Raw genomic sequence first — 26,528 nt, forward strand, 5'->3', positions numbered from 1 at the left:
ATGGCCGCGCGATGGGCACGCGGATGCCTTCATGCCCGTCGATATGCGACGCAGTTCACGCTCAGGCCACATCTTTCGCTGCTTGTGAGCCATTTGTTAACAAACTCCCATAGAGTCACTTTTTAGGAACTTTTCAATACAGCTCTCGTGGCTTGAAAAGTTCTGCCCTGAATGGCGTTTCGCCGTGCAGGGAGCGCAATCAAAGGGAGCAGAGTGCCAATCCACAAGAACGATGGAGGCACGGTCGTGGCTGGGCGCAATTCGGCGCCGGCCGGCCCGTGGCCTCGATACCTCGCACAGGCTGTGCGGAAGCTGCCTCCGGTCGTCTGCCTGCTGGCGTTCGGCGCCTCCGCTGCGGTTGCGGCACCGGTTGCAATTGCATCGCCCGCGGCGGCCGATCGCACCGCAGCCTCCTCCTACGATCCACAACGGCACGATGCGCTCATTGCCGCGTATCGCGCGAACCGCATCGCGCCGCCGCAAGCGCTGCAGCAGTTGAAGGCGTGGCTCGCAACGGCGCTGGGCCATGCCGAGCGGCAGCGCGTCGTCTCCGACGCCGTGGCGATCGCGGCCGCGGACGGCCAGTTCGCCGAAGCCGCGGCCCTGGGCCGCCAAGGGCCGCCTGCCAGCTTGCACGACTACGCGCTCGGCCCGCTGGCCCTGGCGGCACGCCGCACGCACGACCTCGCGCTGCAGGGCGAGGCCATCGCCGTCTGGCGGGCGCGCCTGCCGGCGTCGCGCGATGCGCAGCGCGAAGCCGAACTGCTGCTGGCGTCGAGCGGCGCCGCATCCGCGGCCTTCGAGGAAGCCGAAGCGGCGGAGCGCGCGAATCCCGGCACCTTCACGGCGCTGACCTTGGCCACGCTGCAGCAGCAGGCGCTCGCGCAGCAACTGCGCTGGGCGGTGCTGGAGCGCGACGAGCGCATCGGCGCGGCGCGCGTGGCCGCGCTCGACAAGGTGCTGGCGCAGCAGGAGATCGCGCGGGCCCGGCTCAATGCATCGGCACTGCACGCCGACCCGGTCGATGCCGAGGCATGGCGCTCCCTTCGCCTGCGGCTGCAGTCGGACCGGCTGCTGGCGCTTGTCGAGCGCGGCCGGCCCGCCGACGCCATTGCGCTGTACGAGGCACTGCACGCCGACGGATCGGCGCTGCCGCCCTATGCACTCGGTGCCGCAGCCCGCGCCCTCGCGCAGGAACGCCGCTCGATCGATGCCGTGCCGCTGTTCGAGGCGGCCGTGGCCGGCAGCGGCCCGGCGCTGCCGGCGGCCGACCCGATCTACCAGGGGCTGGCCTACGCCTACCTCGATACCGGCCGCTTCGAGGAAGCCGATGCGCTGCTCGCGCGCATCGAAGGCGCCACGCCCGCCACGCTGCGCCTCGCGCCCGAAGCGGGCCTGCCGAACGGCGAGTACACCGAAGCGAACGGCATCCGCGCCATGCTGCTGCTCTACGGCGACCGGCACGCGCTCGCGCAGCAGCGCTTCGCGCTGCTCACAGGCGAAGCGCCTCTCAACGCCGAGTTTGCGGCCGGCGCGGGCCTGGCCGAACGGCTGCGCGATCACCCCGAGGCGGCGCTCGCGCGCTACGAGGCGCTGGCCGCCGACCACCCGCATGACATCGGCGCACGCGCCGGCCACGTCGAGGCGCTGCTCGACGCGGGCGAATTCCGCGAGGCCCGCCGCCGCGCCGAATCGCTCGAGGCCGACGCGCCCGACACCGCCCAGGTGCGCGACCTGGCCCGCAAGCGGCGCGCAGCCACCGGCCCGCGGCTCGATCTCGATGCCGAGGCAGCTTCCGGCGGCGCCGCCATCGCCAACCGCGAATGGCGCGTGGCGAGCCGCCTCAGCTCGGGCCTGATCGACGACGAATGGCGCGTCTTCTACGACCAGGTGCTGGGCCGCGCAGACACCTCGGACGGCAACGGAAACTGGGCGCGCGGCGGCATCGGCCTTGCCTGGCAGCGCGGCCGCTGGCTGGCCGAGGGCGCCCTGCAGCATGCCAACACCGGGCCCTACCGCACCAGCGCGGCCGGACGCATCGACTACCGCGCCGGGGACGCATGGCGGCTCTCGGCCACCTTCGACGGCGACAGCAAGGAGCTGCCCTGGAAGGCACGCATCGCAGGCATCGGGGCACGCGAGACCAGCCTGGGCGTGAGCCATGTGGTGAACGAGGCGCGCCGCTTCGAGCTGCAATGGCAGCGGCTCGACTTCAGCGACGGCAACCTGCGCAACGGCCTCGACTTCAGCTGGCGCGAACGCTGGGTCAGCACGCCGCGCTTCCAGCTCGAGACGCGGCTCGGCGCCGGCACCAGCCGCGGCCGGCAGCAGGAGGCCGCGTACTTCAGCCCGCCCCGCGATGCCAGCGCCCTGCTCACCGTGCGCGCGCAATGGCTCAACTGGAAAAGCGACGACAGGCAGTTCTTCCAGGCCATCGAGATCGGCGGCGGCAGCTATCGCCAGGCCGGTTTCGGAACCGGCCCGCTGTGGAGCGTGCGCTACGAACACAGGTGGAACCTGGGCCCGAAGCTGAGCCTGCGCTACGGGCTGGGCATCTCCAGCCATCCCTACGACGGCGTGCGCGAACGGCAGCGCAGCGTCTTCCTGAACCTTTCGATGCCCCTGCCCTGATGCGAACCGACCTGTTCATCCTCCTGCGCGCCACCATGGCCTGGCTGCTGCTGGCGCTCGCGCTTCCCGGCGCGGCGCAGCCGCTGCCGCCCGCCGACCCCGACGACGGCGTGAGCTTTCGCGTGCTCTCCTTCCACGACGTGCGCAGCAATGTGCGCGCGAGCTTCGAGAGTTCGCCCGACGGCACCGCCATCGACGAGCGCACGCTGGCCGAGGTGTTCGCCTGGCTGCGGCACAACGGCTACCACCCCATCAGCCTGCAGCAGGCGATCGATGCGCGCGCCGGCGGCCAGCCGCTGCCCCCGAAGCCCGTGCTGCTGACCTTCGACGACGGCTACCGCAGCGCCTACACCAAGGTCTTCCCGCTGCTCAAGCGCTTCGGCTATCCCGCGCTGCTGGCGCTGGTGACCAGTTGGCTCGACGTGCCGGAGGGCGCAAGCGTTCCCTATGGCGACAAGCCGGCGCCGCGCGACGACTTCCTGCGCTGGAGCGAGGCCGCCGAAATGGCGCGCTCCGGCCTGGTCGAGCTGGCGAGCCACAGCCATGCGATGCACAACGGCGTGCAGGCCAATCCGCAGGGCAACCTGCTGCCGTCCGCCGCAACGCACCGCTACGACCCGGCCACGGGCCGCTACGAGGACGACGCCGCCTACGCGCAGCGCATCGAAGCCGACCTGCGCCGCAGCCGCAGCATCATCGAGGCCCGCACCGGCGCCAAGGTGCGCGCGATGGTGTGGCCCTACGGCGCCTACAACAGCGCGGCATTGAAGGCGGCCGAGCGCGCGGGGATGCCCGTCACGTTCACGCTCGACGACGGGCCGAACACGGCCTCGGTGCCGCTCTCGCAGGTTCGCCGTGCGCTGGTGGCCTACGACAACGAGGCACCCGAATACGCCCGGCTGCTGAGCAGCCCCGTGGGCGGCGAGCTGCGGCCGGTCAACCGCGTGATGCACGTCGACCTGGACTACGTCTACGACCCCGATCCGGCACAGCAGGAGCGCAACCTCTCGGCCCTGCTCGACCGCGTCGCGGCCATCCGGCCCCGCTCGGTGTTCCTGCAGGCCTATGCCGACCCCGACGGCGACGGCGTGGCCGATGCGCTCTACTTCCCGAACCGCCAGCTGCCCATGCGCGCCGACCTCTTCAGCCGCGCAGCCTGGCAGCTGCGCAGCCGCACCGGCGTGAAGGTCTATGCATGGATGCCGGTGATGGCGTTTCGCCTGCCGGCGCCCCACCCGCTCGCGACGCATACGGTGCGCACCATGGACGGCGGCACACCCGCGGACCGCTACCACCGGCTGTCGCCCTTCGACCCCGAAGTGCGCGCGCTGATCGGCGGCATCTACGAAGACCTCGGGCGCCATGCCTTCTTCGAGGGCCTGCTGTTCCACGACGACGCGATGCTTTCGGACGACGAAGACGCAAGCCCGCCCGCGCTCGCCGAATACGGCCGCTGGGGCTTGCCGGCCGACGTGGCCGCCATCCGCGCCGACCCGGCCCTGATGGCGCGCTGGACCAGCGCCAAGACGCGGTACCTGACGGAATTCACCCGGGAGCTCGCCGCGCGCGCAGGCGCGTGGCGGCCCGGACTGGAAACCGCGCGCAATCTCTATGCGCGGCCGGTGCTCGAACCCGCGGCGGAACAATGGTTCGCGCAGAACTACGAAGCCTCGCTCGCGGCCTACGACTACGTGGCGCTGATGGCCATGCCGCGCATGGAGCGCGAGGCCGATGCGCAGGCCTGGCTCGCACGCCTTGCGCGCCGCGCGGCCGGCACGCCGCGCGGCCTGGACGGCACCGTCTTCGAACTGCAGGCGCGCGACTGGCGCACCGGCCGGCCCGTGCCCGACGAGGAACTCGCGCGCCAGTGGGCGCTGCTGCACCGCATGGGCGTGCGGCACCTGGGCTACTACCCCGACGACTTCCTGGCCAACCAGCCCTCGCTCGAGGTGGTGCGCCGCGCGATCTCGGTGCGCGCGCTGCTGCCGCGCGCGCTGCCCGCGCCAGCGCCAACGTCCGCCGCGACATCCGCGGCATCCGCGGAAGAAGGCCGCTCGCCATGACCACCCTCCACGCCCTGTCCGAAGCGATGCCGCCGCTGCTGTTCGGCTTCGTCTTCTACTACCCCTTCTTCATGGCGTACGTCTGGATGGCGGGCGGCCTGTCGCATGCCTGGGTGTTCGAGCGCCGGCGCGACGTCGAGATCGATCCGCTGCAAGTGCTTGCGTCGCAGCCCCTGGTGACGGTGGTGGTGCCCTGCTTCAACGAAGCGCCCCACCTGCGCGAGGTGATCGAGCAGCTGATGCGCACGCGCTATCCGAACTTCGAGGTGATCGCCGTCAACGACGGCAGCACCGACGGCACGGGCGAGCTGCTCGACGCGATGACGCAGGAATACAGCCGCCTGCGCGTGATCCACAACGCCAGCAACCAGGGCAAGGCCGTGGGCCTGAACACCGCCTGCCAGCTCGCGCGCGGCGAGTACATCCTGGGCATCGACGGCGATGCGCTGGTGGACGCCAACGCCATTGCCTGGATGCTGAACCCGATGCTGGAGTCCGAGCGCATCGGCGCCGTGACCGGCAATCCGCGCATCCGCACCCGCACCACGCTGCTCGGGCGCATGCAGGTGGGCGAGTTCTCCTCGATCATCGGGCTCATCAAGCGCTCGCAGCAGCTGGTGGGCACGCTGTTCACGGTGTCGGGCGTGATCGCGATGTTCCGCCGCCGCGCCGTGATCGACGTGGGCTTCTGGAGCCCCGACGTGCTCACCGAGGACATCGACATGAGCTGGAAGCTCCAGCTCGGCGGCTGGCAGCTGCGCTTCGAGCCGCGCGCGCTGTGCTGGATCCTCATGCCCGAGACCTTGCGCGGCCTCTGGAAGCAGCGCCTGCGCTGGGCCGTCGGCGGCATCCAGACCATGCTGCGCTACACCCCGCGCATCCTGCGGCCGCGGCAGTGGCGCATGTGGCTGGTCTATGCCGAGTACATGGTCAGCGTGGTGTGGGCCTATGCGATGGCGCTCGTGCTGCTCATCGGCTTTCTGCGGCCGTTGCTGCCCGCTGCGTCGGCGTGGCATTCGGCGCTGCTGCCGCACTGGCAGGGCACGCTGCTTGCCATGACCTGCATCCTGCAGATGCTGCTGAGCCTGTGGATCGATCGCCGCTACGACCGCGACCTGCTGCGCTATTTCGCCGGAACGATCTGGTACCCGATCGCTTTCTGGACCATCACGATGGCGGCCACCGTCATCGCCCTTCCCAAAGCCCTGATGCGCCGCCGCGGCAAGCGTGCGGTGTGGACGAGCCCTGACCGAGGAGTTTCCGATGCACCACCACCCTGAATCCCACACCCTGCCGCCGGTGCGGCGCCGCTCCTGGGGCCAGCCCGCGGGGGAAGAGCCGATCATCGACGCCGCGCGGATTTCGCTGCGCGCCTTCGGCAGCGGCCGCTCGCCGCAGCGCACGCTGGCCATGTACCTGTGGCTGCGCGTGCTGCGCCCGGCCGTCACCGTGGCGATCTGGTTCTGCGCGGTCTGGTACGCATGGCCCTACGTGCTCGGCGCGCGCTCGCAGCCCGAGGTGCTGCACCTGCTCGGCCTCTATGCCACCGTGATCGGCGTGATCCTGGTCTCGATGCTGCTGATGGCGCCGTTCCGCCGGCTGCAGCAGCTGCGCGAAACGCCGCCGGACCAGGAGCAGTCGTCGCTGTTCGCGCTGGCCTCCTACATCGCCGTGCCGCCGGCACGCCTGTCCACCTGGCAGCGCGCCCGCCAATTGCTGGTGCACCACGACCGCGACGGCCAGCTGCGCCATGCCGAGGACGCGGCACTCGGCCTGCCGCAGCCCGCGCTGCAAACGGCGGCCGCTGCGCGCTGAGCGGTACGGCCGCATCCCTGCAGGGGTTTCGCGTCGGTGATTCAATCGCTCCGGTTCGCAGCAACCCTTCAAGGACTCTTCAATGGATCTCCAGCTCCAGGACCAGCACGTTCTCATCACCGGCGGCAGCAAGGGCATCGGCCTGGCCTGCGCGCTGGGCTTCCTGCAGGAGGGCGCGCGCGTGAGCCTCGTGTCGCGCGACCTGCAGAACCTGGAGCGGGGCCGCAAGACCCTGGCCGAAGCGTTCGCCGAGGCCGAGGGCCGGGTCTCGGTGCATGCGGCCGACCTCAAGGATCCGGCCAGCGCCGTGGCCGCGCTCGATGCGGCCGAGCAGGCCTTCGGACCGGTCGACGTGCTGGTCAATTCGGCCGGCGCCGCGCGCCGCACGCCGCCCGACGAGCTGGATGCCGCCGCCTGGCACGACGCGATGGACGCCAAGTACTTCACCTACATCCACATGATCGATCCGGTGGTCAAGCGCATGGGCCGGCGCGGCCGCGGCGCGATCGTCAACGTGATCGGCCAGGGCGGCAAGGTCGCGAGCCCGGTGCACATGGCCGGCGGCGCGGCCAATGCGGCGCTGATGCTGGTGAGCGCCGGCATGGCCGCGGCCTATGCGGCCAGGGGCGTGCGCGTGAATGCGGTGAACCCCGGCCTCACGCTGACCGAGCGGCTGCAGGAAGGCATGAAGGCGGACGCGAAGCTGCAGGGCATCGGCAGCGACGAGGCGCTGCAGCGCGCCACGGCCCGGCTGCCGCTCGGGCGCATCGCCACGCCGCAGGAAATTGCCAACACGGTCGTGTTCCTGGCGTCGCCGAAGGCGAGCTATGTGACGGGCGCGATCGTCGCGATGGACGGCGCGGTCACGCCGATGATCTGAGGGCGGTGGCCGTGGTCAGCGCCTCGAACTTCAGCGCCAGGAAATCGACCAGCGCCCGCACGCGCGCGGGCACGAAGCGCCCGCTCGGCAACAGGGCGTGCAGCGGATAGGGCTCGGTGTCCCACTCGGGCAGCAGGTGCACCAGCCGGCCGCTCGCGATGTCGTTGTGCACGTCGAGCGCTGACTTCAGCGTAATGCCGCGCCCCGCCACCGCCCACTCGCGCGCGAGCGACGCGTCGTCCACGCTGCGGTCGCCCTTCACGCGCACTTCGGTCCACTGCCCGTTCTGCGTGAATCGCCATGTGCGATGGCGGCGCCCGCCGCGGTCGAAGGTGAGGCAGTTGTGATGCACCAGGTCCTGCGGCGTCTTCGGCGCGGGGTGGCGGCGCAGGTAGGCGGGCGATGCGGTGAGCAGCGGATTGGTCAGCGCGAACGGCCGCGCCACCAGCCGTGAATCGGCCAGCGCGCCGTAGCGCAGCGCCACGTCGACCTCGTCGCGCGTCACGTCGAGCAGCCGGTCGCCGACGGACAGCGACAGCTGCACGCCCGGATGCAGCGCAAGGAATTCGTCGAACCAGGGCAGCAGCGTGCTGCGCGTGAGGTCCGACGGGGCGGCCACGCGCAGGGTGCCGACCAGCTCGCCGCGCTCGGCCGTGACCAGCGACTCGCCTTCGTCCAGCAGCTCGAAGGCGCGCACCGCGTAGTCGAGCAGCGTCTGGCCCTGCGAGGTCAAGCGCATGGCGCGGGTCGAGCGCTCGAACAGCCGGGCGCCGAGCTGCGTTTCCAGCCGCTTGAGCGTGGCGCTGGCCGCCGCCGGCGTCATGCCCAGCGCATGGGCGGCGGCCGTGAGCGTGCCGCCGCGGGCGGTCTGCACCAGCACCTGGAGGTCCGAGAAATTTTCAATTCTCATTTGAAAATGTTGCTCATCAAGATGGTCTTATCAATTCTTGATTGTCATCCTACAGTCGAGCCATCGTTCAGGAAACACCCAAGGAAAGGTTCTCCCCATGAAAGCCATCGGCTACTACCAACCCCTGCCCATCGACAACCCCGAGTCGCTGCAGGACATCGAATTGCCCGCCCCCGTGACCGGCCCGCGCGACCTGCTGGTGCGCGTGAAGGCGATCTCGGTCAACCCGGTCGACACCAAGGTGCGCAGGAACATGGCGCCCGAAGCCGGCCAGCCCAAGGTGCTGGGCTGGGATGCCGCGGGCACGGTCGAGGCCGTCGGCGCCGGGGTGAAGAACTTCAAGGTCGGCGACCGCGTGTACTACGCCGGCTCGATCGTGCGGCCCGGCGCCAACGCCGAACTGCATGCGGTGGACGAGCGCATCGCGGCGCTCGCGCCCACGAGCCTCGACGATGCGCAGGCCGCCGCGATGCCGCTGACCACCATCACCGCCTACGAGCTGCTGTTCGACCGCCTCCGGGTGCCGAAGAACGGCGGCGCGGGCCAGACGCTGCTGGTCACCGGCGGGGCCGGCGGCGTGGGGTCGATCCTCATTCAACTTGCGCGCCAGCTCACGCAACTGCGCGTGGTGGCCACCGCCTCGCGCGCCGAGACGCGGGCCTGGTGCCTGGCGCTCGGCGCCCACGCGGTCATCGACCATTCGAAGCCGCTCGCGGCCGAACTCAAGGCCGCGGGCATCGGGGAGGTCGACATGGTCGCGAGCCTCACGCAGACCGGCCAGCACTACGCGCAGATCATCGAAAGCCTCAAGCCCCAGGGCCAGCTCGCGGTGATCGACGACCTGCCGTCGCTCGACGCGATGCCGCTCAAGACCAAGTGCATCTCGCTGCACTGGGAAATGATGTTCGCGCGCTCGCGCTTCGAAACGCCGGACATCGCCGAGCAGGGCGCGCTGCTGGCCGAGGTGGCGGCGCTGGTCGATGCGGGCCGCATCCGCACGACCGCCAACGCGGGCTTCGGCACCATCAACGCCGCCAACCTCAGGAAGGCGCATGCGCTGATCGAAAGCGGCAAGGCGCAGGGCAAGGTGGTGCTCGCGGGGTTCTGAGCACAATCGGCCGCATGGCCGAAGACAGCATCCAGCCCCCGATCGAATTCGAAACCCCGCGCCTTCGGCTGCGCCAGTGGCAGGGGAGCGATCTCGCGCCCTTTGCCGCGCTCGCGGCCGATCCGCTGGTGATGGAGTTCCTGCTGCCGCTTCCCACGCGGGCCGCGAGCGATGCGCTGGCCGCGCGCATCCGGGCCCGCATCGCCGAGCAGGGCTGGGGCTTCTGGGCCGTGGAGCACAAGGCATCGGGCGAGTTCGCCGGCTTCACGGGCCTGAACGTGCCGCTGGCCGCCCTGCCCTTTTCGCCCTGCGTCGAGATCGGCTGGCGCTTCGCCCGAAAGTGGTGGGGCCAGGGGCTCGCGACCGAGGCCGCGCACGCCGCCTTGCAGGTGGGTTTCGAGCGGCTCGGGTTCGACGAGATCGTGGCGTTCACGGCGCTCGGCAATCTTCGCTCGGCGGCGGTGATGGAGCGCCTGGGCATGCGCGAGGACCTGGATGGCGCCTTCGACCACCCGGCCGTGCCCGAGGGGCATGCGCTGCGGCGGCACAGGCTCTATAGCATCGCCCGGCCGAAGCAAGGATGAGGGCCGCGCGCTACTTCGCCTGCGCCGACACGCGCCAGACCACGTTGCCCACGTCGTCGGCCACCAGCAGCGCGCCGCTCTTGTCGAGCGCCACGCCCACCGGGCGGCCGTGCGCCTTTTCGTCGGCCGAGAGGAAGCCGGTCAGCACGTCGACCGGCGGCCCGCTCGGCTTGCCGCCGGAGAACGGCACGAACACCACCTTGTAGCCCGACTTCGGCTTGCGGTTCCAGGAGCCGTGCTCGCCGATGAAGGCGCCGGCCGCGAACTGGGGCGGCATGCCGCGGCCGTCCGAGAAGACCAGCCCCAGAGGCGCGACGTGCGAGCCGAGCGCGTAGTCGGGCGCGATGGCCTTGGCCACCATGTCGGGCTTCTGCGGCGTGACGCGCGCGTCCACATGGCCGCCGTAGTAGCTCCAGGGCCAGCCGTAGAAGGCGCCATCCTTCACCGAGGTCAGGTAGTCGGGCACCAGGTCGCTGCCGATTTCGTCGCGCTCGTTGACCACGGTCCACAGCGCCTTGGTCTCGGGCTCCCAGGCCAGTCCGTTGGGGTTGCGCAGGCCGCTTGCGAACAGGCGCTTTTCGCCGCTCTTCATGTCCACTTCCCAGATGGCGGCGCGGCCTTCTTCGGCGGCCATCCCGTTCTCGCCGATGTTGCTGTTGGAGCCGACCGTGACGTAGAGCTTGGTGCCTTCGGCATTGGCGATCACGTTCTTGGTCCAGTGGTGGTTGATGCCCGCGGGCAGCGGCGTGACCACCGTGGGCGCTGCGCTGGCCGAGGTCTGGCCCTCGGTGTAGGGCACCTTGACGAGCGCGTCGGCGTTGGCGATGAACAGCTCGCTGCCCACCAGCGCCATGCCGAACGGCGAGCTCAGGTTCGACAGGAACACCTGCCGCACCTCGGCCGCGCCGTCTCCGTCTGCATCGCGCAGCAGCGTGATGCGGTTGGGACTCGGCACGCCCGCCCCGGCGCGGCCCATGACCTTGCCCATGACCCAGTTGCGGATCTTGCCCATCGGGCCGCTGGCGCCGTCGCTGCTGCCTTCGGGCTTGGGCGGCTTGTTGCTTTCGGCCACCAGCACGTCGCCGTTGGGCAGCGTGTAGACCCAGCGCGGGTGGTCCAGCCCGCGCGCCAGCGCGCTCACGCGCAGGCCCTGGGCGGGCTTGGGGGCGGCGGTGTCGGTCCAGCCGACCGCCGCAGCCACGTTGACGGTGGGAATCAGCGTCTTGTTGGGTTCGGCCAGTTGCGGACGCGGCCCGATGGTGGCCTCGGGCGCCAGCTTGGCGGTTTCGCCGCAGCCGGCGAGCGCCAGCGCGGCAGCCATGGCGGCCACCCCGGCCAGCGGGGAAATGGCGATGCTCGGTACCTTCATTCGCGCTCCTTGGTTTGTTGCGGCACGGGGCCGCCTTTCTTCGTTCGTTCGCTTCGGCGTTCCTTCGGCAAATCATGAGGACGGCGCCCGCAGGGACTGTCGGCCATGGGCGCTTTTTGGCGTGGGCGCACCCCATTCACGCATCGCCGCTACCATCGGCCGCATGACCGACGACCTGTTCCGTGCCGACGCCTACCTGCGCGCCTGCGAAGCCCGCATCCTGCGCATCGACGATACCGGCATCGTGCTGGACCGCACCGTGTTCTATCCGCTGGGCGGCGGGCAGGCCGGCGACACCGGCGTGCTGGCCTTGGCCGACGGGCGCGAACTGGCCATTGCCGACACGCGCAAGGCGAAGAACGAGGAAGGCCAGCCCACGCAGGAAGTCGTCCACGTGCCGGCGCCCGGCCAGGCCGAATTGCTCGCCGCGCTGGAGCCCGGCAGCGCCGTGACCGCCCGCCTCGACTGGGAGCGCCGCCACCGGCTGATGCGCTTCCATACCGCCAGCCACCTGCTCTGCCACCTGGTGCCCGTGCCGGTGAACGGCTGCTCGATCACGCCCGACTACGCGCGCATCGACTTCCACATGACCGATCCGCTCGACAAGGAAGCGCTGACGGCCGGCCTCGCACGGCTGGTGGAAGCCGCGCATCCGCTGACCGTGGGCGCCATCACCGACGAGGAGCTCGACGCCAACCCGGCGCTGGTCAAGAGCATGAGCGTCCAGCCGCCGCGCGGCACGGGCACGGTACGCACCATCCGAATCGGCGGCGAGGGCGAGGCGCAGATCGATTTCCAGCCCTGCGGCGGCACGCATGTTGCAAACACCGCCGAGATCGGCGCGGTGATGGTCACCAAGATCGAGAAAAAGAGCGCCAACAGCCGCCGCGTGGTGCTGGGCTGGGCCGCCTGAGCCGCCGCAACCATCGGAACTTCGCACCGCTCCCCTGCTCCGACTGACGGCATGATCTTTTTCCGCTTTCACATCGCTACGTTCCTGGTAGCAGCCGCCGCAGCCTGCATGCCGGCTGCGGCCCAATTGGCATCCAGGCCGGGAGCGGTGGTCACCACCCCCCACGTGCGCGCCGAGCTGGTGGCACACGCGCCCGAAGGCGTTTCGCCGGGCGCACCGGTCTGGGTCGGGCTGCAGATCACCCACCAGCCCGAGTGGCACACCTACTGGAAGAACGCCGGCGATTCGGGCCTGCCCACCGAACTGAACTGGACACTGCCGAGCGGCGTGGCGGCCGGCGAGATCGCCTGGCCCGTGCCGCGCAAGATTCCGGTCGGCAACCTCGCCAACTATGGCTACGAAGGCACGGTGCTGCTGCCGGTGCCGCTCGAGGTGTCGAGCAGCTTCAAGCCGCCGCTGGCCCTTGGCGCCGGCGCATCGGCGCTCGACGTGCGGCTCAAGGCCAGCTGGCTGGTGTGCCGCAAGGAATGCATCCCCGAGGAAGGCGAATTCGCCCTGGCCCTGCCGCTGCAGGGCTCGACCGCGCTGCACAAGGCCGACTTCGACGCGGCGCAGGCCGCGCAGCCGCAGCCGCTGGGCAACCCGGGCGCGGTCGAGGTCCGCGGCAATGCGCTGCAGGTGCGGCTGGAAGGCCTGCCCGCCTCGGTCCACGGCAAGACTCTGGGCTTCTTCCCCGAAACGCCCGAGCTGATCCGCACCGCCGCCGAATCGGGCAAGGACTGGACCCAGAGCTGGCAAGGCGGCACCTGGACCGCCACGCTGCCGCTGGCCGACCAGCGCAGCGCCAGCCCGACGACCCTGCCGCTGGTGGTGGCGCTGGCCGAGCCCGACCGGCAGCCGGGCCAGCCGGTGGCCTGGCGCGTCGAGGCGCCCGTCAGCGGCAGCTGGCCCGCCGCGGCGCCGCGCGCGGAGGTTTCGCCCGCGCTGCAGGCGGCCCTTGCCGCCAATGCGGCCGCCGCTCCTTCCTCGCCTTCTTCGGAACTGCCGCCGCAACCCACGGTCACGCTGATGGCCGCGCTGCTCGGCGCGCTGCTCGGCGGACTGCTGTTGAACCTCATGCCCTGCGTCTTCCCGATCCTCGCGATCAAGGTGCTGGGCTTTGCGCGGCAGGCCGGCAACCACAGCGCGCACCGCACCGCGGGCCTGGCCTACACCGCCGGCGTGATGTTCTCGATGCTCGCGCTGGGCGGCGCCATGCTGGCGCTGCGCGCCGCGGGCGCCCAGCTCGGCTGGGGCTTCCAGCTGCAATCGCCGGCCGTGGTGGCGGCGCTCGCGGCGCTGTTCACGCTGATCGGGCTCAACCTGGCGGGCGTTTTCGAGTTCGGCCGCGCGGCGCCCCTGTCGCTGTGTTCGGCCCAGGCCCGCCATCCGGTTGCCAACGACTTTCTTTCGGGCGTGCTGGCGGTGGTGATCGCTTCGCCCTGCACCGCGCCGTTCATGGGCGTCTCGCTCGGCTTTGCCATCGGGCTTCCCGCGTCCCAGGCGCTGTTGCTGTTCGCCGCGCTGGGCCTGGGCCTGGCGCTGCCGTACCTGGTGGCGGGCTTCATCCCGGCCGTGGCGCTGCTGCTGCCCAGGCCCGGCCCCTGGATGAACACGCTGCGGCGGCTGCTGGCGTTCCCGATGTTCGCCACCGTGGCCTGGCTGGTCTGGGTGCTGGGCCAGCAAAGCGGCATCGACGGCGCGGGCACGCTGCTCGCGCTGCTGGTGTGCATGGCCGCCATCGTCTGGGCGCTCACGCTGCGCGGGCGCACGCGGCTGGTGATCGCCACGCTGATGGTCGCGTTCACCGCGGTGCTGGCCGCCGCCATCGGACGCAACGTGCTGCAGACGGTGGAGCCGGCCAGGCTGGCTGCCACCGCCGGAGAGCGCTGGCAGCCCTGGTCGGCCGCGCGCGTGGCCGAGCTCACGGGCGCCGGGCAGCCGGTGTTCATCGACTTCACGGCCGCCTGGTGCGTGACCTGCCAGTACAACAAGAAGGCCACCCTGGCGGATGCCGAGGTGCTGGCCGATTTCGACAGCAAGAAGGTCGCGATGCTGCGCGCCGACTGGACGCGCCGCGACCCCGCCATCACCGCCGCGCTGACGGCGCTCGGCCGCAGCGGCGTGCCGCTTTACGTGCTGCAGGCGCCCGGCAAGGCGCCGGTCGTGCTGACCGAGATCCTGGGCAAGGACGAGGTGCGCGCAGCGCTCGCCGCGCTTTGACCCCCGGCGCGACATGGGTTGTCACATGCACATGAGCAAAGCGCCCTAAGCTGTCGCCGTTGTTCGTTTTTCTTTTGGAGTTCAAGCTGGCCATGACACTTTCGCCATCGTCCGACTCGCGTTCCATTCGTGCCGCGCGCCATGCACGCGCAGCCCTCAGCCGCGCCTCGCGCCGCGCCGTGGTGGCGGCCGCCGTGGCGCTGGGCGCCACCTTCCTGATGGGCAACAATGCCTTCGCCGCGCCCGCCGTGGGCCAGCAGGCGCCCGATTTCGTTGCAGTGGACACCAGCGGCGCCAAGCACAAGCTGTCCGACTTTGCCGGCAAGTTCGTGGTGCTCGAGTGGACCAACCCGGGCTGCCCCTTCGTGCGCAAACACTACAACAGCGGCAACATGCCCGCCACGCAGAAGGCCGCCACGGCCCAGGGCGTGGTCTGGCTGTCGGTCAATTCCACCGAGCGCGCCGCCAGCGACTACCTGCAGCCCGCCGCACTCGACGCCTGGATGAAGTCGCAGAAAGCCGCGCCCACCGCGGTGCTGATGGACGAGGACGGCGTGATCGGCCAGGCCTACGGCGCGCGCACCACGCCGCACATCTTCATCATCGATCCCAAGGGCATGCTGGTGTATGCCGGCGGCATCGACAGCATCGCCTCGGCCCGGCCCGACGACATCAAGACCGCGACCAACTACGTGAACCAGGCGCTGGGCGAGGCCTTCGGCGGCAAGCCGATCTCGACGGCCTCCACGCGGCCCTACGGCTGCTCGGTGAAGTACAAGAGCTGACGAAGCCCCACGGGCAGTGACAGGTACCTGACTCGCGCGGTCAGGCAGTGGTCGGGAACCCCGGCCTACCCTCGGGCGAACGACACCGCCCAAGGGGACAACGAGATGAATCCTGCGCAATCCGCCGCGCAACCACCGGCCACGGCCGCCGCCCGTGCCGCTCCAGGCACCGCTTCTTCCAGCGCCTCTGCCTCCTCGAAATTCGCCACCGTGCTGCGCGTGACGGGCGGCAATTTCATGGAGATGTTCGACTTCTTCCTGTTCGGCTTCTACGCCACGCAGATCTCGAAGGCCTTCTTTCCGGCGGGCAACGAGTTCGCCTCGCTGATGCTGACCTTCATGACCTTCGGGGCGGGCTTCCTGATGCGGCCGCTGGGCGCGATCTTCCTGGGCGCCTACGTCGACCGCGTGGGCCGCCGCAAGGGCCTGATCGCCACGCTCGCGCTGATGGCGCTCGGCACGCTGCTCATCGCCTGCGTGCCGGCCTACGCCACCATCGGCTTCGCGGCGCCGCTCCTGGTGCTTGCCGGGCGGCTGCTGCAGGGCTTCTCGGCCGGCGTGGAACTGGGCGGCGTCTCGGTCTACCTGTCGGAGATGGCCACGCCGGGCCGCAAGGGCTTCTACGTGAGCTGGCAGTCGGCCAGCCAGCAGGTGGCGATCATCGTGGCCGCCGCGCTCGGCTACTGGCTCAACGTGACCTTCACGCCGCAGCAGATCGGCGACTTCTACTGGCGCATTCCGTTCTTCGTCGGCTGCCTGATCGTGCCGGTGCTGTTCGTCATCCGCCGCTCGCTGCAGGAGACCGAGGAGTTCATGGCGCGCAAGCACCGGCCCGATGCGCGCGAGATCTTCCAGTCGATGGTGGCCAACTGGGGCCTCGTCGTGGCCGGGATGATGCTGGTGTCGATGACCACCGTGTCGTTCTACCTGATCACGGTCTACACGCCCACCTTCGGCAAGTCGGTGCTGCACCTGAGCACGACCGACGCGCTGGTCGTCACGCTGTGCGTGGCCATCTCCAACTTCATCTGGCTGCCGGTCATGGGCGCGCTGTCCGACCGCGTGGGCCGCAGGCCGCTGCTGGTCCTGTTCACGGTGCTGGCCATCCTCACCGCGTACCCGTCGCTCAAGTGGCTGGTCGGCGCGCCGAGCTTCGCGCGCATGCTCGAAGTGGAGCTCTGGCTGTCGTTCCTCTACGCGAGCTACAACGGCGCGATGGTGGTGGCGCTCACCGAGGTGATGCCGGTCGATGTGCGTACCGCCGGCTTCTCGCTGGCCTACAGCCTCGCAACGGCGCTGTTCGGCGGCTTCACGCCCGCCATTGCCACCGGCCTGATCGAGATGACCGGCGACAAGGGCGCGCCGGGCCTGTGGATGACGGCCGCCGCCGTCTGCGGGCTGGTGGCCACGCTGGTGCTCTATCGGCGCAACGCGGACCCGGCGGATGCGCGGCGGGTGCCGGTGGTTTAGGGGCCTGCGACAATCGGGGCATGCCCTTCGCCCCCTTGCAAAACGACACTTTCCTGCGGGCCTGCTGGCGCCAGGCCACCGACCACACGCCCGTCTGGCTCATGCGCCAGGCCGGCCGCTACCTGCCCGAGTACGTAGCCACCCGCGCCAGGGCCGGCAGCTTCATGGGGCTGGCGACCAACGTCGACTACGCCACCGAAGTCACGCTGCAGCCGCTCGCGCGCTATCCGCTCGATGCGGCCATCCTGTTCTCCGACATCCTGACCGTGCCCGACGCCATGGGCCTGGGCCTCTCGTTCGAGGCCGGCGAAGGCCCGCGCTTCGCGCGCCCGGTGCAGGGCGAAGCGGCGGTGGCCGCGCTCGAAGTGCCCGACATGGCCAAGCTGCGCTACGTGTTCGACGCCGTGGCGTCGATCCGCAAGGCGCTGGCCGGCCGTGTGCCGCTGATCGGCTTCTCGGGCAGCCCCTGGACGCTGGCCTGCTACATGGTGGAAGGCGCGGGCTCGAGCGACTACCGCCTCGTGAAGAGCATGCTCTACGGCCGCCCCGACCTGATGCACCGCCTGCTCGCGGTCAATGCCGATTCGGTGGCCGCCTATCTCAACGCGCAGATCGATGCCGGCGCGCAGGCCGTGATGGTGTTCGACAGCTGGGGCGGCGTGCTGGCCGACGGCGCGTTCCAGGAATTCAGCCTCGCCTACACGGCGCGGGTGCTGGCCGGCCTCAAGCGCAACGGCGCCGACGGCCAGCCGGTGCCGCGCATCGTCTTCACCAAGGGCGGCGGCCTGTGGCTCGAAGCCATGCGCGAGCTCGACTGCGAGGTACTCGGCGTCGACTGGACCGTGAACCTCTCGGCGGCGCGCCGGCTGGTCGGCGAAGGCGAAGGCGCCAAGGCCTTGCAGGGCAACATCGACCCCAACGTGCTGTTCGCGCCGCCCGCGCAGATCGAGGCCGAGGTGGCGAAGGTGCTGCAGGCCTTCGGCAAGCCGCATGCCGATGCCACTTCCAAAGGCCCGACCCACATCTTCAACCTGGGCCACGGCATCAGCCAGTTCACGCCGCCGGACCACGTGGCGGCGCTGGTGCAGGCCGTGCACGCACAATCGCGCGCCCTGCGCAAAGGTTAAAAACGGTTAACGAGCCGCTCGCCGCGCAGGGACGCGGCCGCGGCCCCAAAAATCGATTTCCTGGCGTTTGTCAAGCATAAAAACGGTGTAGGACCACCGACTTATGCACAAAACACGTGTTGCACTGCGCAAGATTATCTGTAGGTCTCCCCTCTTTGCTCCTAAACCAATAGCGACGCTAAGTTGTTGATTTATATAGAGATTGAACTTTGCTTTTTTTGAGGGCAATCCAGTCAGAGGCTTGATTTTCAAGGCTCGCCGGCGTGTCGAGCCCGGTTGTCAACAAAGTTATCCACAGAAACTCTGGACGGCTCCCAAAGCGCTGAAAAATCAACGACTTAAGCGATCTTGTTCAAAGTCGCATTAACAAACCTTGCCAACAAGGACGCCCATTCCCACCGTCAGCCCCGCCTCCGAAACAGCAGCAGCGCCAGCGGCCGGCTCCGCCCCGGCACCGGCGGGCGTGCCCGCCGCGATGGCCTGGCGGCTCGACATCGCGGTGCAGACGCCCGCCCATGCTGCGCTGGGCGACCTGCTGAGCTATGCCAGCCCCGCCCCCCTGGTGCCCGGCACGCTGGTGCGGGTGCCGCTGGGCCGGCGCGAGGTGCTGGGCGTGGTCTGGAATCCGCCGGTCTCGCTCGAAAATGCCGAGCCCGACATGGCCCTGAAGCCCGTGGGCGCCGCGCTGGACGCGCTGGCACCGCTCGGCGAGGCGTGGCGCGACCTCGTGGCCTTTGCCGCGCGCTACTACCAGCGCTCGATCGGCGAGATCGCCCTGGCCGCCCTGCCGCCGCAGCTGCGCGACCTGAGCGGAACGCAGCTGGCACGCCGGCTCCGGCGCAAGACGACGACGGGTCCCGTGGCCGAGACGGCCGAGGCCGCCCACCCGGTCGCGCTGAGCGCGGAGCAGACCGCCGCGCTGGCCCGCATCGAGGCGGGTGATGCCGGCACCTTCCTCCTGGTCGGCAGCACCGGCAGCGGCAAGACCGAGGTCTACCTGCGCTGCGTGGCCGATCTGCTCGCGGCAGACCCCGGCGCGCAGGCGCTGGTGATGGTGCCCGAGATCAACCTGACGCCGCAGCTCGAAGCGCGCTTCAAGGCACGCTTCGGCGACGACGCGGTGGTGTCGCTGCACAGCGGCATGACCAACCCGCAGCGGCTCGCGAGCTGGCTCGCGGCGCACAGCGGCGCCGCGCGCATCGTGCTGGGCACGCGCATGGCGGTGTTCGCGTCGATGCCGGGCCTGAAGCTCGTGGTGGTCGACGAGGAGCACGACCCCAGCTACAAGCAGCAGGAAGGCGCGCGGTATTCGGCGCGCGACCTCGCCGTCTGGCGCGGCCAGCGCGAGGGCGCGAAGGTCATCCTCGGCTCGGCCACGCCCTCGCTCGAAAGCTGGCACCAGAGCCGCCCCGCCGAGGGCGAGGACCCGGGCGGGCGCTATGTGCGGCTGGCCATGCCGTCGCGCATCGGCGCCGGCGAGCTGCCCACGGTGCGGCTGGTCGACATGAACCTGCAGCCGCCCAAGACCGTGATCTCGGGCGCGCTGCTCGACGCCATCGGCCAGCGCATCGCGCGCGGCGAGCAGAGCATGGTGTTCCTGAACCGCCGCGGCTATGCGCCGGTGCTGGCCTGCGCCGACTGCGGCTGGAAAAGCGAATGCCCGCACTGCAGCGCCTACCGCGTGTTCCACAAGATCGACCGCACGCTGCGCTGCCACCACTGCGGCTTCACCGAACGCGTGCCGCGCGCCTGCCCTTCCTGCGGCAACCCCGACATCGCGCCCGTGGGCCGCGGCACCGAGCGGCTCGAAGAACACCTCGCGGAACTGTTCGCCGCGGTGACGCGGCCCGACGGCAGCGCGGTACGCATTGCACGCATCGACGCCGACAGCACGAAGAAACAGGGCGCGCTCGAATCGCAGCTCGCGGCCGTGCATTCGGGCGAGGTCGACGTGCTGGTGGGCACTCAGATGATCGCCAAGGGGCACGACTTCCGCCGCATCACGCTGGTGGCAGCGGTGAACCCCGACGGCGCGCTGTTCTCCAGCGACTTCCGCGCACCCGAGCGCCTGTTCGGCCTGCTGATGCAGTCGGCCGGCCGCGCGGGCCGCGACGCGGCCTACCTGGCGGCGCAGGGCGCCACGGCCGAGATGTGGATCCAGACACACCATGCGCAGCATCCGCTTTTTTCGGCGCTCCGAAGGCACGACTACACGGCCTTCGCGCGGCAGCAGCTGGAGGAACGCGCCGCCGCCGGCATGCCGCCCTTTGCCTTCCAGGCGCTGCTGCGCGCCGATGCACGCACCCAGGAGGCCGCGCAGGCTTTCCTGAACGCGGCCAGCGCCGCCGCCGATGCGCTGGAAGGCGCCGACCGGGTGGTGCGCTATCCCGCGGTGCCGCTTGCGATCCAGCGCGTGGCCAACGTGGAACGGGCGCAGATGCTGATCGAAAGCCCCTCGCGCGCCGCCTTGCAGCGCCTGCTGGCGCAGTGGCAGCCGCTGCTGCACGCCCTCAGGCGCACGCCCGAAGGCAAGGGCGTGATCCGCTGGCTGGTCGACGTCGATCCGCACAGCATCTAGGAGCGGCCTTGCAGGCCTCGGGGGCGGCGGTCAGTGCAGGCCCGCGGGCTCCTTGCCGACGTCGACGTAGCGCAACTCGGTGCTGCGGCGCCGCGCGCTGCTGGCGGGCCATGCGAACACCACCAGGCTCAGGGCGCCCAGCGCGAGCGAGGTGCCGGTGCCGAGCATGCCGGCCTGCCAGGACCAGCTCACGCCGGCAACCCAGGCGAGCCACAGCAGGATACGAATAAGTATTGCCATCGTGCTGCCCCATTCATACTTTGATTCGCAAACACTCTATCAGGCATAGTGCAAACTCAAGTATTCATCTGAAGTAGTAGCAGTAGCTATGCCTTACGGCCGTTACGCGGCAGCGGAAATATTCTGAAAAAACCGTTGACTGCACCCCCGCGCGCTGCGCAAGCTGTCGCTGTGCGAAGCCCGTTCCGGCTGCGCACCTCCAGCAAGCACGCTGGTCCGCGGGGTCGTCTGTCGTGAAGCTGCCTTCATCTCTGGTTGCGGTTCTCCTGTTCGCATGCCTTGCATGCTCGGCGGCCGAACTCGACCTGCAGGGCAGCCGGCTTGTGGTGTCGGGCATGCTCGACGGCAGCGCCATCAAGACCTTCACCGAGCACCTGGGCAAGGGCACCGTGCGCACCGTGGTGTTCGAGGATTCGTTCGGCGGCACCGCCGAGGCGGCGGGCGCCTACGCCGACGCCATCCGCGCGAGCGGCGTGGACACCGAGATCCGCGGCCAGTGCATGGCCGCCTGCGCCTACGCCTTCCTGGCCGGCAAGGCGCATCGCTTCGGCTACGGCCTGCAGGTGAACGGCGTGCTGCTGCCGGTGGCGGCAAGGCCCACGGCGGCCGAACTGGCGGTGCGCTGGCGCGGCGAGGAAGCCCACAAGACGCTGGCGGAATTCACGCCCATTGCGGCGGCCGCGCCCATCCAGGCCACGGAAACCCGCGCCGCCGGCACACCCAGGGACAGCGCCAGGGACAACTGGCAGCCCGAGCACGGCGTGCTCTTCACGGCCAGCCCGACGCTCTTCGGCCGCATCTACAACGCCTTCTATTGCGACGGCACCCAGGGCCGCGACTTCTCCAAGTGCGAGCGCCTGCCCGATGCCGATCCTTTCAAGCTGGGCGTGCTGACGCCCTGAGGCCGTTCAGCGCAGCACGCCGACCGCGAACGGAAAGCTGAAGAAGGTCGCCACCGTCGTCCACAGGATGATGCGTGCGATGCGGCCGTTGTCGGCACCGAAGCGCTCGGCCAGCATCGACACGTTGCTGGCGCTCGGCAGCGCCGCCACCAGCACGATCACCATCAGCGCCGAGGAAGACAGCGGCAGGCCCAGGGCCATGGCCCCCTGCCCCACCGCCCACACCAGCACCGGATGCACCAGCAGCTTGACGGCCACCACCGGCAGCACGTCGGCCAGCGGCGCCTTGGGAGGCAGCGCCGACTTCGTGCCCATGGCGGCCGCCACCGCCGCGCTGGCGCCGTGCTCGCGCGCGAGCAGCGCCGAGCGCGCCAGCACCGCGCCGATGGTGAAGAGCGCCACCGGCGACGCCGCATCGGCCAGCATGGCGATGGTGCGCTCCACCGGGGCCGGCAGGCGCCAGCGCGCCGCCGACAGCAGCACGCCCAGCAGGATCGACCACGGCATCGGATTGACCAGCACGCCGCGCAGCGCCTGGCGCGCGGCCAGCCGCGGGCCATGCTGCCCGCCGGCGCCGTCCAGGCGCGACAGCGCAATGCACAGCGAAGAAGTCACGACCAGGTCGAACGCGATGGTGATGATCATCGGCCCCGCGGCCTGCGCGCCCAGCAGCGCCACCAGCAGCGGCACGCCCATGAAGCCGGTGTTCGGAAAGGCCGCGACCAGCGCGCCGAAGGCCCCGTCGTTCCAGCCGATGCGCGCATTGCGGGTAAAGACCACCACGCCCGCCACCACCGCCAGCGCGCTCAGGCCCCAGACCAGCGCCACGCTGCCATCGAGCAGCTGCCCGATCGGCGTGCCGGCGCCGAAGCGCAGCAGCATGCACGGCAGCGCGAAGTACAGCACGAAGGTGTTGAGGCCCGGAATCGCATCCAGCGGCAGGACCCGGGCGCGCGCGGCGCCGTAGCCGGCCGCGATCAGCGCGAAGAAAGGAAAAGTTACGAGAAATACAGGCAGCACGCGCCGATTGTCGCTGCGTCCCGCATCGTGAACTCTGGCGGCCTTTCCGGAAACATGCGCCCCGTATCATTGCGCGCTTTGCGCCTGCCGTTCCTTCGCGGCCTTCCGTTCCCACTCCCCATGTCCTCCGGTCTCAATCTCGCGCAACAAGAAGCTGTCAACTACCTGCACGGCCCCTGCCTGGTGCTGGCGGGCGCGGGCTCGGGCAAGACGCGCGTCATCACGCACAAGATCGGCCGGCTGATCCAGGCCGGGCTGGAGCCCAAGCGCATCGCGGCCATCACCTTCACCAACAAGGCCGCGAGCGAAATGCGCGAACGCGCCAAGGGGCTGATCGGGCGCGAGGCGAAGCACGTGGTGATCTGCACCTTCCACGCGCTGGGCGTGCGCATGATGCGCGAAGACGGCGCCGTGCTCGGCCTGAAGCCGGCCTTCAGCATCCTCGACAGCGACGATGTCACCAAGATCCTGAAGGACGCGGGCGGCACCACCGACACCGCCACCGCGCGCATCTGGCAGTGGACCATCAGCAAGTGGAAGAACATGGGCCTGAACGCCGCGCAGGCCGAGGCGGCCGCGGCGGACGACAACGAGCGCATCACCGCGCGCATCATGGCGCGCTACGAAGAGCGGCTCACGGCCTACCAGAGCGTCGACTTCGACGACCTCATCGGCATGCCGCTCAAGCTGCTGCGCGATTTCGACGAGGTGCGCGCCAAGTGGCAGGCCGCGCTGGGCCACATCCTGGTGGACGAATACCAGGACACCAACGCCACGCAGTACGAAGTGCTGAAGGCGCTGGCCGGCGAGCGCGGGCGCTTCACCGCGGTGGGCGACGACGACCAGTCGATCTACGGCTGGCGCGGCGCCACGCTGGACAACCTGCGCAAGCTGCCGGTCGATTACCCGGCCCTGAAGGTCATCAAGCTCGAGCAGAACTACCGCTCCACCAGCGCGATCCTGCGCGCGGCCAACAACGTGATCGGCCCCAACCCCAAGCTGTTTCCGAAGACGCTGTTCTCCGAGCTCGGCGAAGGCGAGCCGGTGCGCGTGGTCGATGCCGACTCCGAAGCGCACGAGGCCGAGCGCGCGGTGGCGCGCATCATCAGCCTGCGCGCGGGCGACACCGCCGTGCAGGGCAAGCAGTACAAGGAGTTCCGCGACTTCGCCATCCTCTACCGCGCCAACCACCAGGCGCGCGTGTTCGAGCAGGCGCTGCGCAAGGCGCAGATTCCCTACAAGGTGTCGGGCGGCCAGAGCTTCTTCGACCGCGCCGAGATCAAGGACCTGTGCGGCTGGTTCCGCCTCTGGGTCAACAACGACGACGACCCGGCGTTCCTGCGCGCCATCACCACGCCCAAGCGCGGCATCGGCCACACCACGCTCGCGAGCCTGGGCACCTTTGCGAGCCAGTACAGGCTGAGCCTGTTCGAGGCGCTGTTCAGCCCGTCGCTCCCGAGCGTGATGCCCAAGCGCACGCTCGAAGGCATCCACGAGTTCGGCCGCTACATCAACGACCTCGAATACCGGGCGCGCCGCACCATGGGCGCGGAAGACTCGCGCACCTTCATGCTCGACTGGCTCAAGGAGATCGACTACGAGAAGCATCTCTACGACGGCGAGGACAGCGAACAGGCCGCGGCCGCGCGCTGGACCAACGTGATGGAGTTCGTCGACTGGATGTCGCTGCGCGCCGGCGGCACCATCGACGATGCCTCGGGCGCCGACAGCAACATCGAGACCGAGCGCAAGAGCCTGCTCGAAGTGGCGCAGACCATCTCGCTGCTGTCGACCATCAGCGAGCGCGAGCAGGACCAGAACGTGGTCACGCTGTCGACGCTGCATGCCTCCAAGGGCCTCGAATGGCCGCACGTGATGCTGATCGGCGTGACCGAAGGCCTGCTGCCGTTCAAGCTCGAAGACGACAACGGCCGCCAGCTCCAGGTGAGCGACGACACGCTGCAGCGGCTGCAGGAAGAGCGCCGCCTCATGTACGTGGGCATCACGCGCGCGCAGCGCAGCCTGGCGGTGAGCTGGACCAAGAAGCGCAAGCAGGGCCGCGAGATGGTGCCCTGCGTGCCGAGCCGCTTCATCGCCGAGATGGGGCTGGACAAGACCACCACCCGCGAAGACCCGCGCGAGAAGCTCAAGGCGCTGCGCGCCGAGTTCGCGCGCAAGGCGCAGGACAGCGCGGCCGCCAAGGCCGCGGCTGCGGCGGCGCCATGAAAAGGCTGCTGCCCGCCTTCCTTGCCGTTCTTCTTGCCGCCACGGGCTGTGCCACGGCAACGCAGGGCGGCGATGCCGGCTGCCCCGCCGATGCGCGCGAACTGCCGCTGCAGTCGCTCTACGGCCGCTGGGAGGCGCGCTTCGACGGCGCCCCCGCCGTGGCCATCGTGCAGCTCGGCAGGCACCCTGAATACGCCGGCGTGCGCGGCACCATCACGCGCCCCGCCGCGGACGGCAGCGCCCGGCCCGAGGTGGCGCAACTCGCGGGCGACGTCGACGACGACGGCGCCCTCTCCATCGACGAATCGCTGGACGGCCGCGCGATCAGCGGCGTCTGGGCCGGCACCCTGCAACCCGGCTCCTGCGGCCGGGAATTCAGGGGCACGTGGCGCAACGCCGCGGACGAAAGCACGCATCCGTTCGTGCTGAACAAAAAGGGGGGGATGCAAGGAAACCAATGACCCAACGAACACACGCCATCTTCTCCGTCTCCGGGCTGGCGGCCCTCGCGGCCTGCCTTGGCGGCGCCGCTGCCGCGCATGCGCAGGCGGTCGACCAGCCGCGCAGCCCGCTGGCCGACGCGCAGCTGACCTGGCAGCAATGCGCCGCGCTCGGCAACAGCAACGAAGCGCGCCTGGCCTGCTTCGACCGCTGGGCACAGCAGCAGACGCTGCCTTCGGTCTCGGTGCCCGTGGCGCCGCCGGTGCTGGCCAACACGCAGCCGGCGCCGCCGGTGGACGCCTCGATACCGGCCACGCGCGTGATTTCGGTCGACACCAACGAAGGCTGCCGCGACCGCCAGTACTCGGCGCTGTCGCGCTTCTGGGAACTGGAGAACGGCACCGATTGCGGCACCTTCGGCTTCCGCGGCTACCGGCCGCTGAACGTGTCGGCCTCGGCCGCCACCAGCAAGCCCGACACGCCCACCTCGCCGTCCGAAGGCCACACCGGCACCCCGGTGGCCTACCAGGCCAACGAGATGCGCATCGGCCTGTCGGTGCGCACCAAGATCGCGCAGGGCCTGCTCACGCAGAACGAGCCGGCCAAGAAGGACTCGCTGTGGTTCGCGTACTCGCAGCAGTCGACCTGGCAGCTGTTCAACGGCTCGATCTCGCGGCCGTTCCGCACCACCGACCACGAGCCCGAGCTGATGTATGTCTATCCGCTGGACTTCAACCTGCCCGGCGGCTGGCGCTGGCGCTACGCGGGCGTGGGCGTGGTGCACCAGTCGAACGGCCAGAGCCTGCCGCTGTCGCGCAGCTGGAACCGCGTCTACCTGATGGGCGGCGCCGAACTGGGCGACCGCTTCACCATCACCGGACGCATCTGGCAGCGCATGTCGGAGGAGGCCGCGAAGGACGACAACCCCGACATCTCCAACTACATCGGCCGCGCCGAAATCACGGGCCGCTGGAACTTCAACCGGGACAACACCCTGGGCATGACGGTGCGCAACAACCTGCGCGAGAGCGGCCGCGGTTCGGTGCGGCTCGAATGGCTCAAGGCCATCGGCGATTCGACCAAGAGCAACCTGCGCTTCCACACGCAGCTGTTCCATGGCTACGGCGACACGCTGGTGGACTACAACCGCAAGCGCACCGTGCTCAGCATCGGCCTGAGCCTGGTGGACTTCTGACTTTGCCGA

At 70.0% G+C, this 26,528-nt stretch carries 21 protein-coding genes; 17 read left to right on the forward strand and 4 right to left on the reverse strand.

Translation table 11 applies throughout. From position 1 onward, the window contains the following. Positions 1-303 precede the first annotated feature (303 nt). The 5 genes from pgaA to EJO66_RS19995 all read left to right on the forward strand — a co-directional run bounded on the left by pgaA (position 304) and on the right by EJO66_RS19995 (position 7,389). Positions 304-2,631: a poly-beta-1,6 N-acetyl-D-glucosamine export porin PgaA gene (gene pgaA / locus EJO66_RS19975; protein WP_164547861.1), complete on the forward strand. Its 2,328-nt coding sequence runs from the start codon at positions 304-306 to the stop codon at positions 2,629-2,631. Beyond that, a complete protein-coding gene (gene pgaB / locus EJO66_RS19980; RefSeq protein ID WP_124959838.1) occupies positions 2,631-4,694 on the forward strand; it encodes a poly-beta-1,6-N-acetyl-D-glucosamine N-deacetylase PgaB in 2,064 nt (687 codons plus the stop codon). Before pgaA ends, pgaB begins: the two co-directional genes overlap by 1 nt. Next, positions 4,691-5,974, forward strand: coding sequence for a poly-beta-1,6-N-acetyl-D-glucosamine synthase (pgaC, locus tag EJO66_RS19985; RefSeq protein ID WP_125965873.1), 1,284 nt, complete (start codon positions 4,691-4,693; stop codon positions 5,972-5,974). The genes pgaB and pgaC overlap by 4 nt, the downstream gene beginning before the upstream one ends. Beyond that, positions 5,958-6,509, forward strand: coding sequence for a PgaD family protein (locus tag EJO66_RS19990; protein WP_125965874.1), 552 nt, complete (start codon positions 5,958-5,960; stop codon positions 6,507-6,509). Before pgaC ends, EJO66_RS19990 begins: the two co-directional genes overlap by 17 nt. An 82-nt stretch (positions 6,510-6,591) precedes the next feature. Continuing rightward, positions 6,592-7,389 carry an SDR family oxidoreductase gene (locus EJO66_RS19995; protein ID WP_124959841.1) on the forward strand — a complete coding sequence of 266 codons (798 nt, stop codon included), beginning with the start codon at positions 6,592-6,594 and terminating at the stop codon, positions 7,387-7,389. Here the strand turns inward: EJO66_RS19995 and EJO66_RS20000 are convergent. Continuing rightward, the gene (locus EJO66_RS20000; RefSeq protein WP_125965875.1) at positions 7,373-8,299 is read right to left on the reverse strand and encodes a LysR family transcriptional regulator; all 927 of its coding nucleotides are present in this window, start codon (positions 8,297-8,299) and stop codon (positions 7,373-7,375) included. The two genes, EJO66_RS19995 and EJO66_RS20000, sit on opposite strands and share 17 nt — an antisense overlap. A 97-nt stretch (positions 8,300-8,396) precedes the next feature. Between EJO66_RS20000 and EJO66_RS20005 the strand changes: the two genes are divergently transcribed. Together EJO66_RS20005 and EJO66_RS20010 are read left to right on the forward strand one after the other, a co-directional pair. Beyond that, entirely contained in the window at positions 8,397-9,407 is a 1,011-nt protein-coding gene (locus EJO66_RS20005) for a zinc-binding alcohol dehydrogenase family protein (RefSeq protein ID WP_125965876.1), read from the forward strand. Between the two features lie 14 nt (positions 9,408-9,421). Next, on the forward strand, positions 9,422-9,991 hold the full coding sequence (locus EJO66_RS20010) for a GNAT family N-acetyltransferase (RefSeq protein WP_125965877.1): 570 nt from the start codon (positions 9,422-9,424) through the stop codon (positions 9,989-9,991). Between the two features lie 10 nt (positions 9,992-10,001). Here the strand turns inward: EJO66_RS20010 and EJO66_RS20015 are convergent, their stop codons facing one another. Then, entirely contained in the window at positions 10,002-11,360 is a 1,359-nt protein-coding gene (locus tag EJO66_RS20015) for a PQQ-dependent sugar dehydrogenase (protein WP_125965878.1), read from the reverse strand. Positions 11,361-11,523: 163 nt separating this feature from the next. Here EJO66_RS20015 and EJO66_RS20020 point away from each other — a divergent pair, with 163 nt between their 5' ends. The 6 genes from EJO66_RS20020 (at position 11,524) to EJO66_RS20045 (ending at position 20,495) form a co-directional block, all read left to right on the forward strand. Next, the gene (locus EJO66_RS20020; protein ID WP_125965879.1) at positions 11,524-12,273 is read left to right on the forward strand and encodes an alanyl-tRNA editing protein; all 750 of its coding nucleotides are present in this window, start codon (positions 11,524-11,526) and stop codon (positions 12,271-12,273) included. Positions 12,274-12,324: 51 nt separating this feature from the next. Continuing rightward, on the forward strand, positions 12,325-14,535 hold the full coding sequence (locus EJO66_RS20025) for a protein-disulfide reductase DsbD family protein (protein ID WP_206168863.1): 2,211 nt from the start codon (positions 12,325-12,327) through the stop codon (positions 14,533-14,535). 92 nt (positions 14,536-14,627) lie between these two features. Then, positions 14,628-15,320, forward strand: a complete 693-nt coding sequence (locus EJO66_RS20030; protein ID WP_206168864.1) for a thioredoxin family protein — start codon at positions 14,628-14,630, stop codon at positions 15,318-15,320. A gap of 105 nt (positions 15,321-15,425) precedes the next feature. Beyond that, positions 15,426-16,790 (forward strand): MFS transporter, encoded by a 1,365-nt coding sequence (gene tcuC / locus EJO66_RS20035; RefSeq protein WP_125965880.1) that lies wholly within the window; start codon positions 15,426-15,428, stop codon positions 16,788-16,790. A 20-nt stretch (positions 16,791-16,810) separates the two neighbouring features. Then, positions 16,811-17,917 (forward strand): uroporphyrinogen decarboxylase, encoded by a 1,107-nt coding sequence (hemE, locus tag EJO66_RS20040; RefSeq protein ID WP_125965881.1) that lies wholly within the window; start codon positions 16,811-16,813, stop codon positions 17,915-17,917. A gap of 475 nt (positions 17,918-18,392) precedes the next feature. Then, on the forward strand, positions 18,393-20,495 hold the full coding sequence (locus tag EJO66_RS20045; RefSeq protein WP_125965907.1) for a primosomal protein N': 2,103 nt from the start codon (positions 18,393-18,395) through the stop codon (positions 20,493-20,495). A gap of 30 nt (positions 20,496-20,525) precedes the next feature. Here the strand turns inward: EJO66_RS20045 and EJO66_RS20050 are convergent, their stop codons facing one another. After that, on the reverse strand, positions 20,526-20,735 hold the full coding sequence (locus EJO66_RS20050; RefSeq protein WP_125965882.1) for a hypothetical protein: 210 nt from the start codon (positions 20,733-20,735) through the stop codon (positions 20,526-20,528). Positions 20,736-20,968: 233 nt separating this feature from the next. Here EJO66_RS20050 and EJO66_RS20055 point away from each other — a divergent pair, with 233 nt between their 5' ends. Next, entirely contained in the window at positions 20,969-21,637 is a 669-nt protein-coding gene (locus EJO66_RS20055) for a hypothetical protein (protein WP_240648618.1), read from the forward strand. Positions 21,638-21,643: 6 nt separating this feature from the next. On the opposite strand, the gene EJO66_RS20060 is transcribed toward EJO66_RS20055, so the two are convergent. Then, entirely contained in the window at positions 21,644-22,657 is a 1,014-nt protein-coding gene (locus tag EJO66_RS20060) for an AEC family transporter (protein ID WP_124959850.1), read from the reverse strand. Between the two features lie 120 nt (positions 22,658-22,777). Between EJO66_RS20060 and EJO66_RS20065 the strand changes: the two genes are divergently transcribed. From EJO66_RS20065 to EJO66_RS20075, 3 genes are read left to right on the forward strand one after another with little or no spacing between them, the layout of a single operon-like run. Continuing rightward, positions 22,778-24,883 carry an ATP-dependent helicase gene (locus tag EJO66_RS20065; RefSeq protein WP_125965883.1) on the forward strand — a complete coding sequence of 702 codons (2,106 nt, stop codon included), beginning with the start codon at positions 22,778-22,780 and terminating at the stop codon, positions 24,881-24,883. Continuing rightward, entirely contained in the window at positions 24,880-25,344 is a 465-nt protein-coding gene (locus EJO66_RS20070) for a hypothetical protein (protein WP_125965884.1), read from the forward strand. Before EJO66_RS20065 ends, EJO66_RS20070 begins: the two co-directional genes overlap by 4 nt. Next, positions 25,341-26,519, forward strand: coding sequence for a phospholipase A (locus EJO66_RS20075; RefSeq protein ID WP_125965885.1), 1,179 nt, complete (start codon positions 25,341-25,343; stop codon positions 26,517-26,519). Before EJO66_RS20070 ends, EJO66_RS20075 begins: the two co-directional genes overlap by 4 nt. The last annotated feature ends 9 nt before the right edge of the window (positions 26,520-26,528 follow it).

Source organism: Variovorax beijingensis (assembly GCF_003951285.1).
GTDB lineage: Bacteria > Pseudomonadota > Gammaproteobacteria > Burkholderiales > Burkholderiaceae_C > Variovorax > Variovorax beijingensis.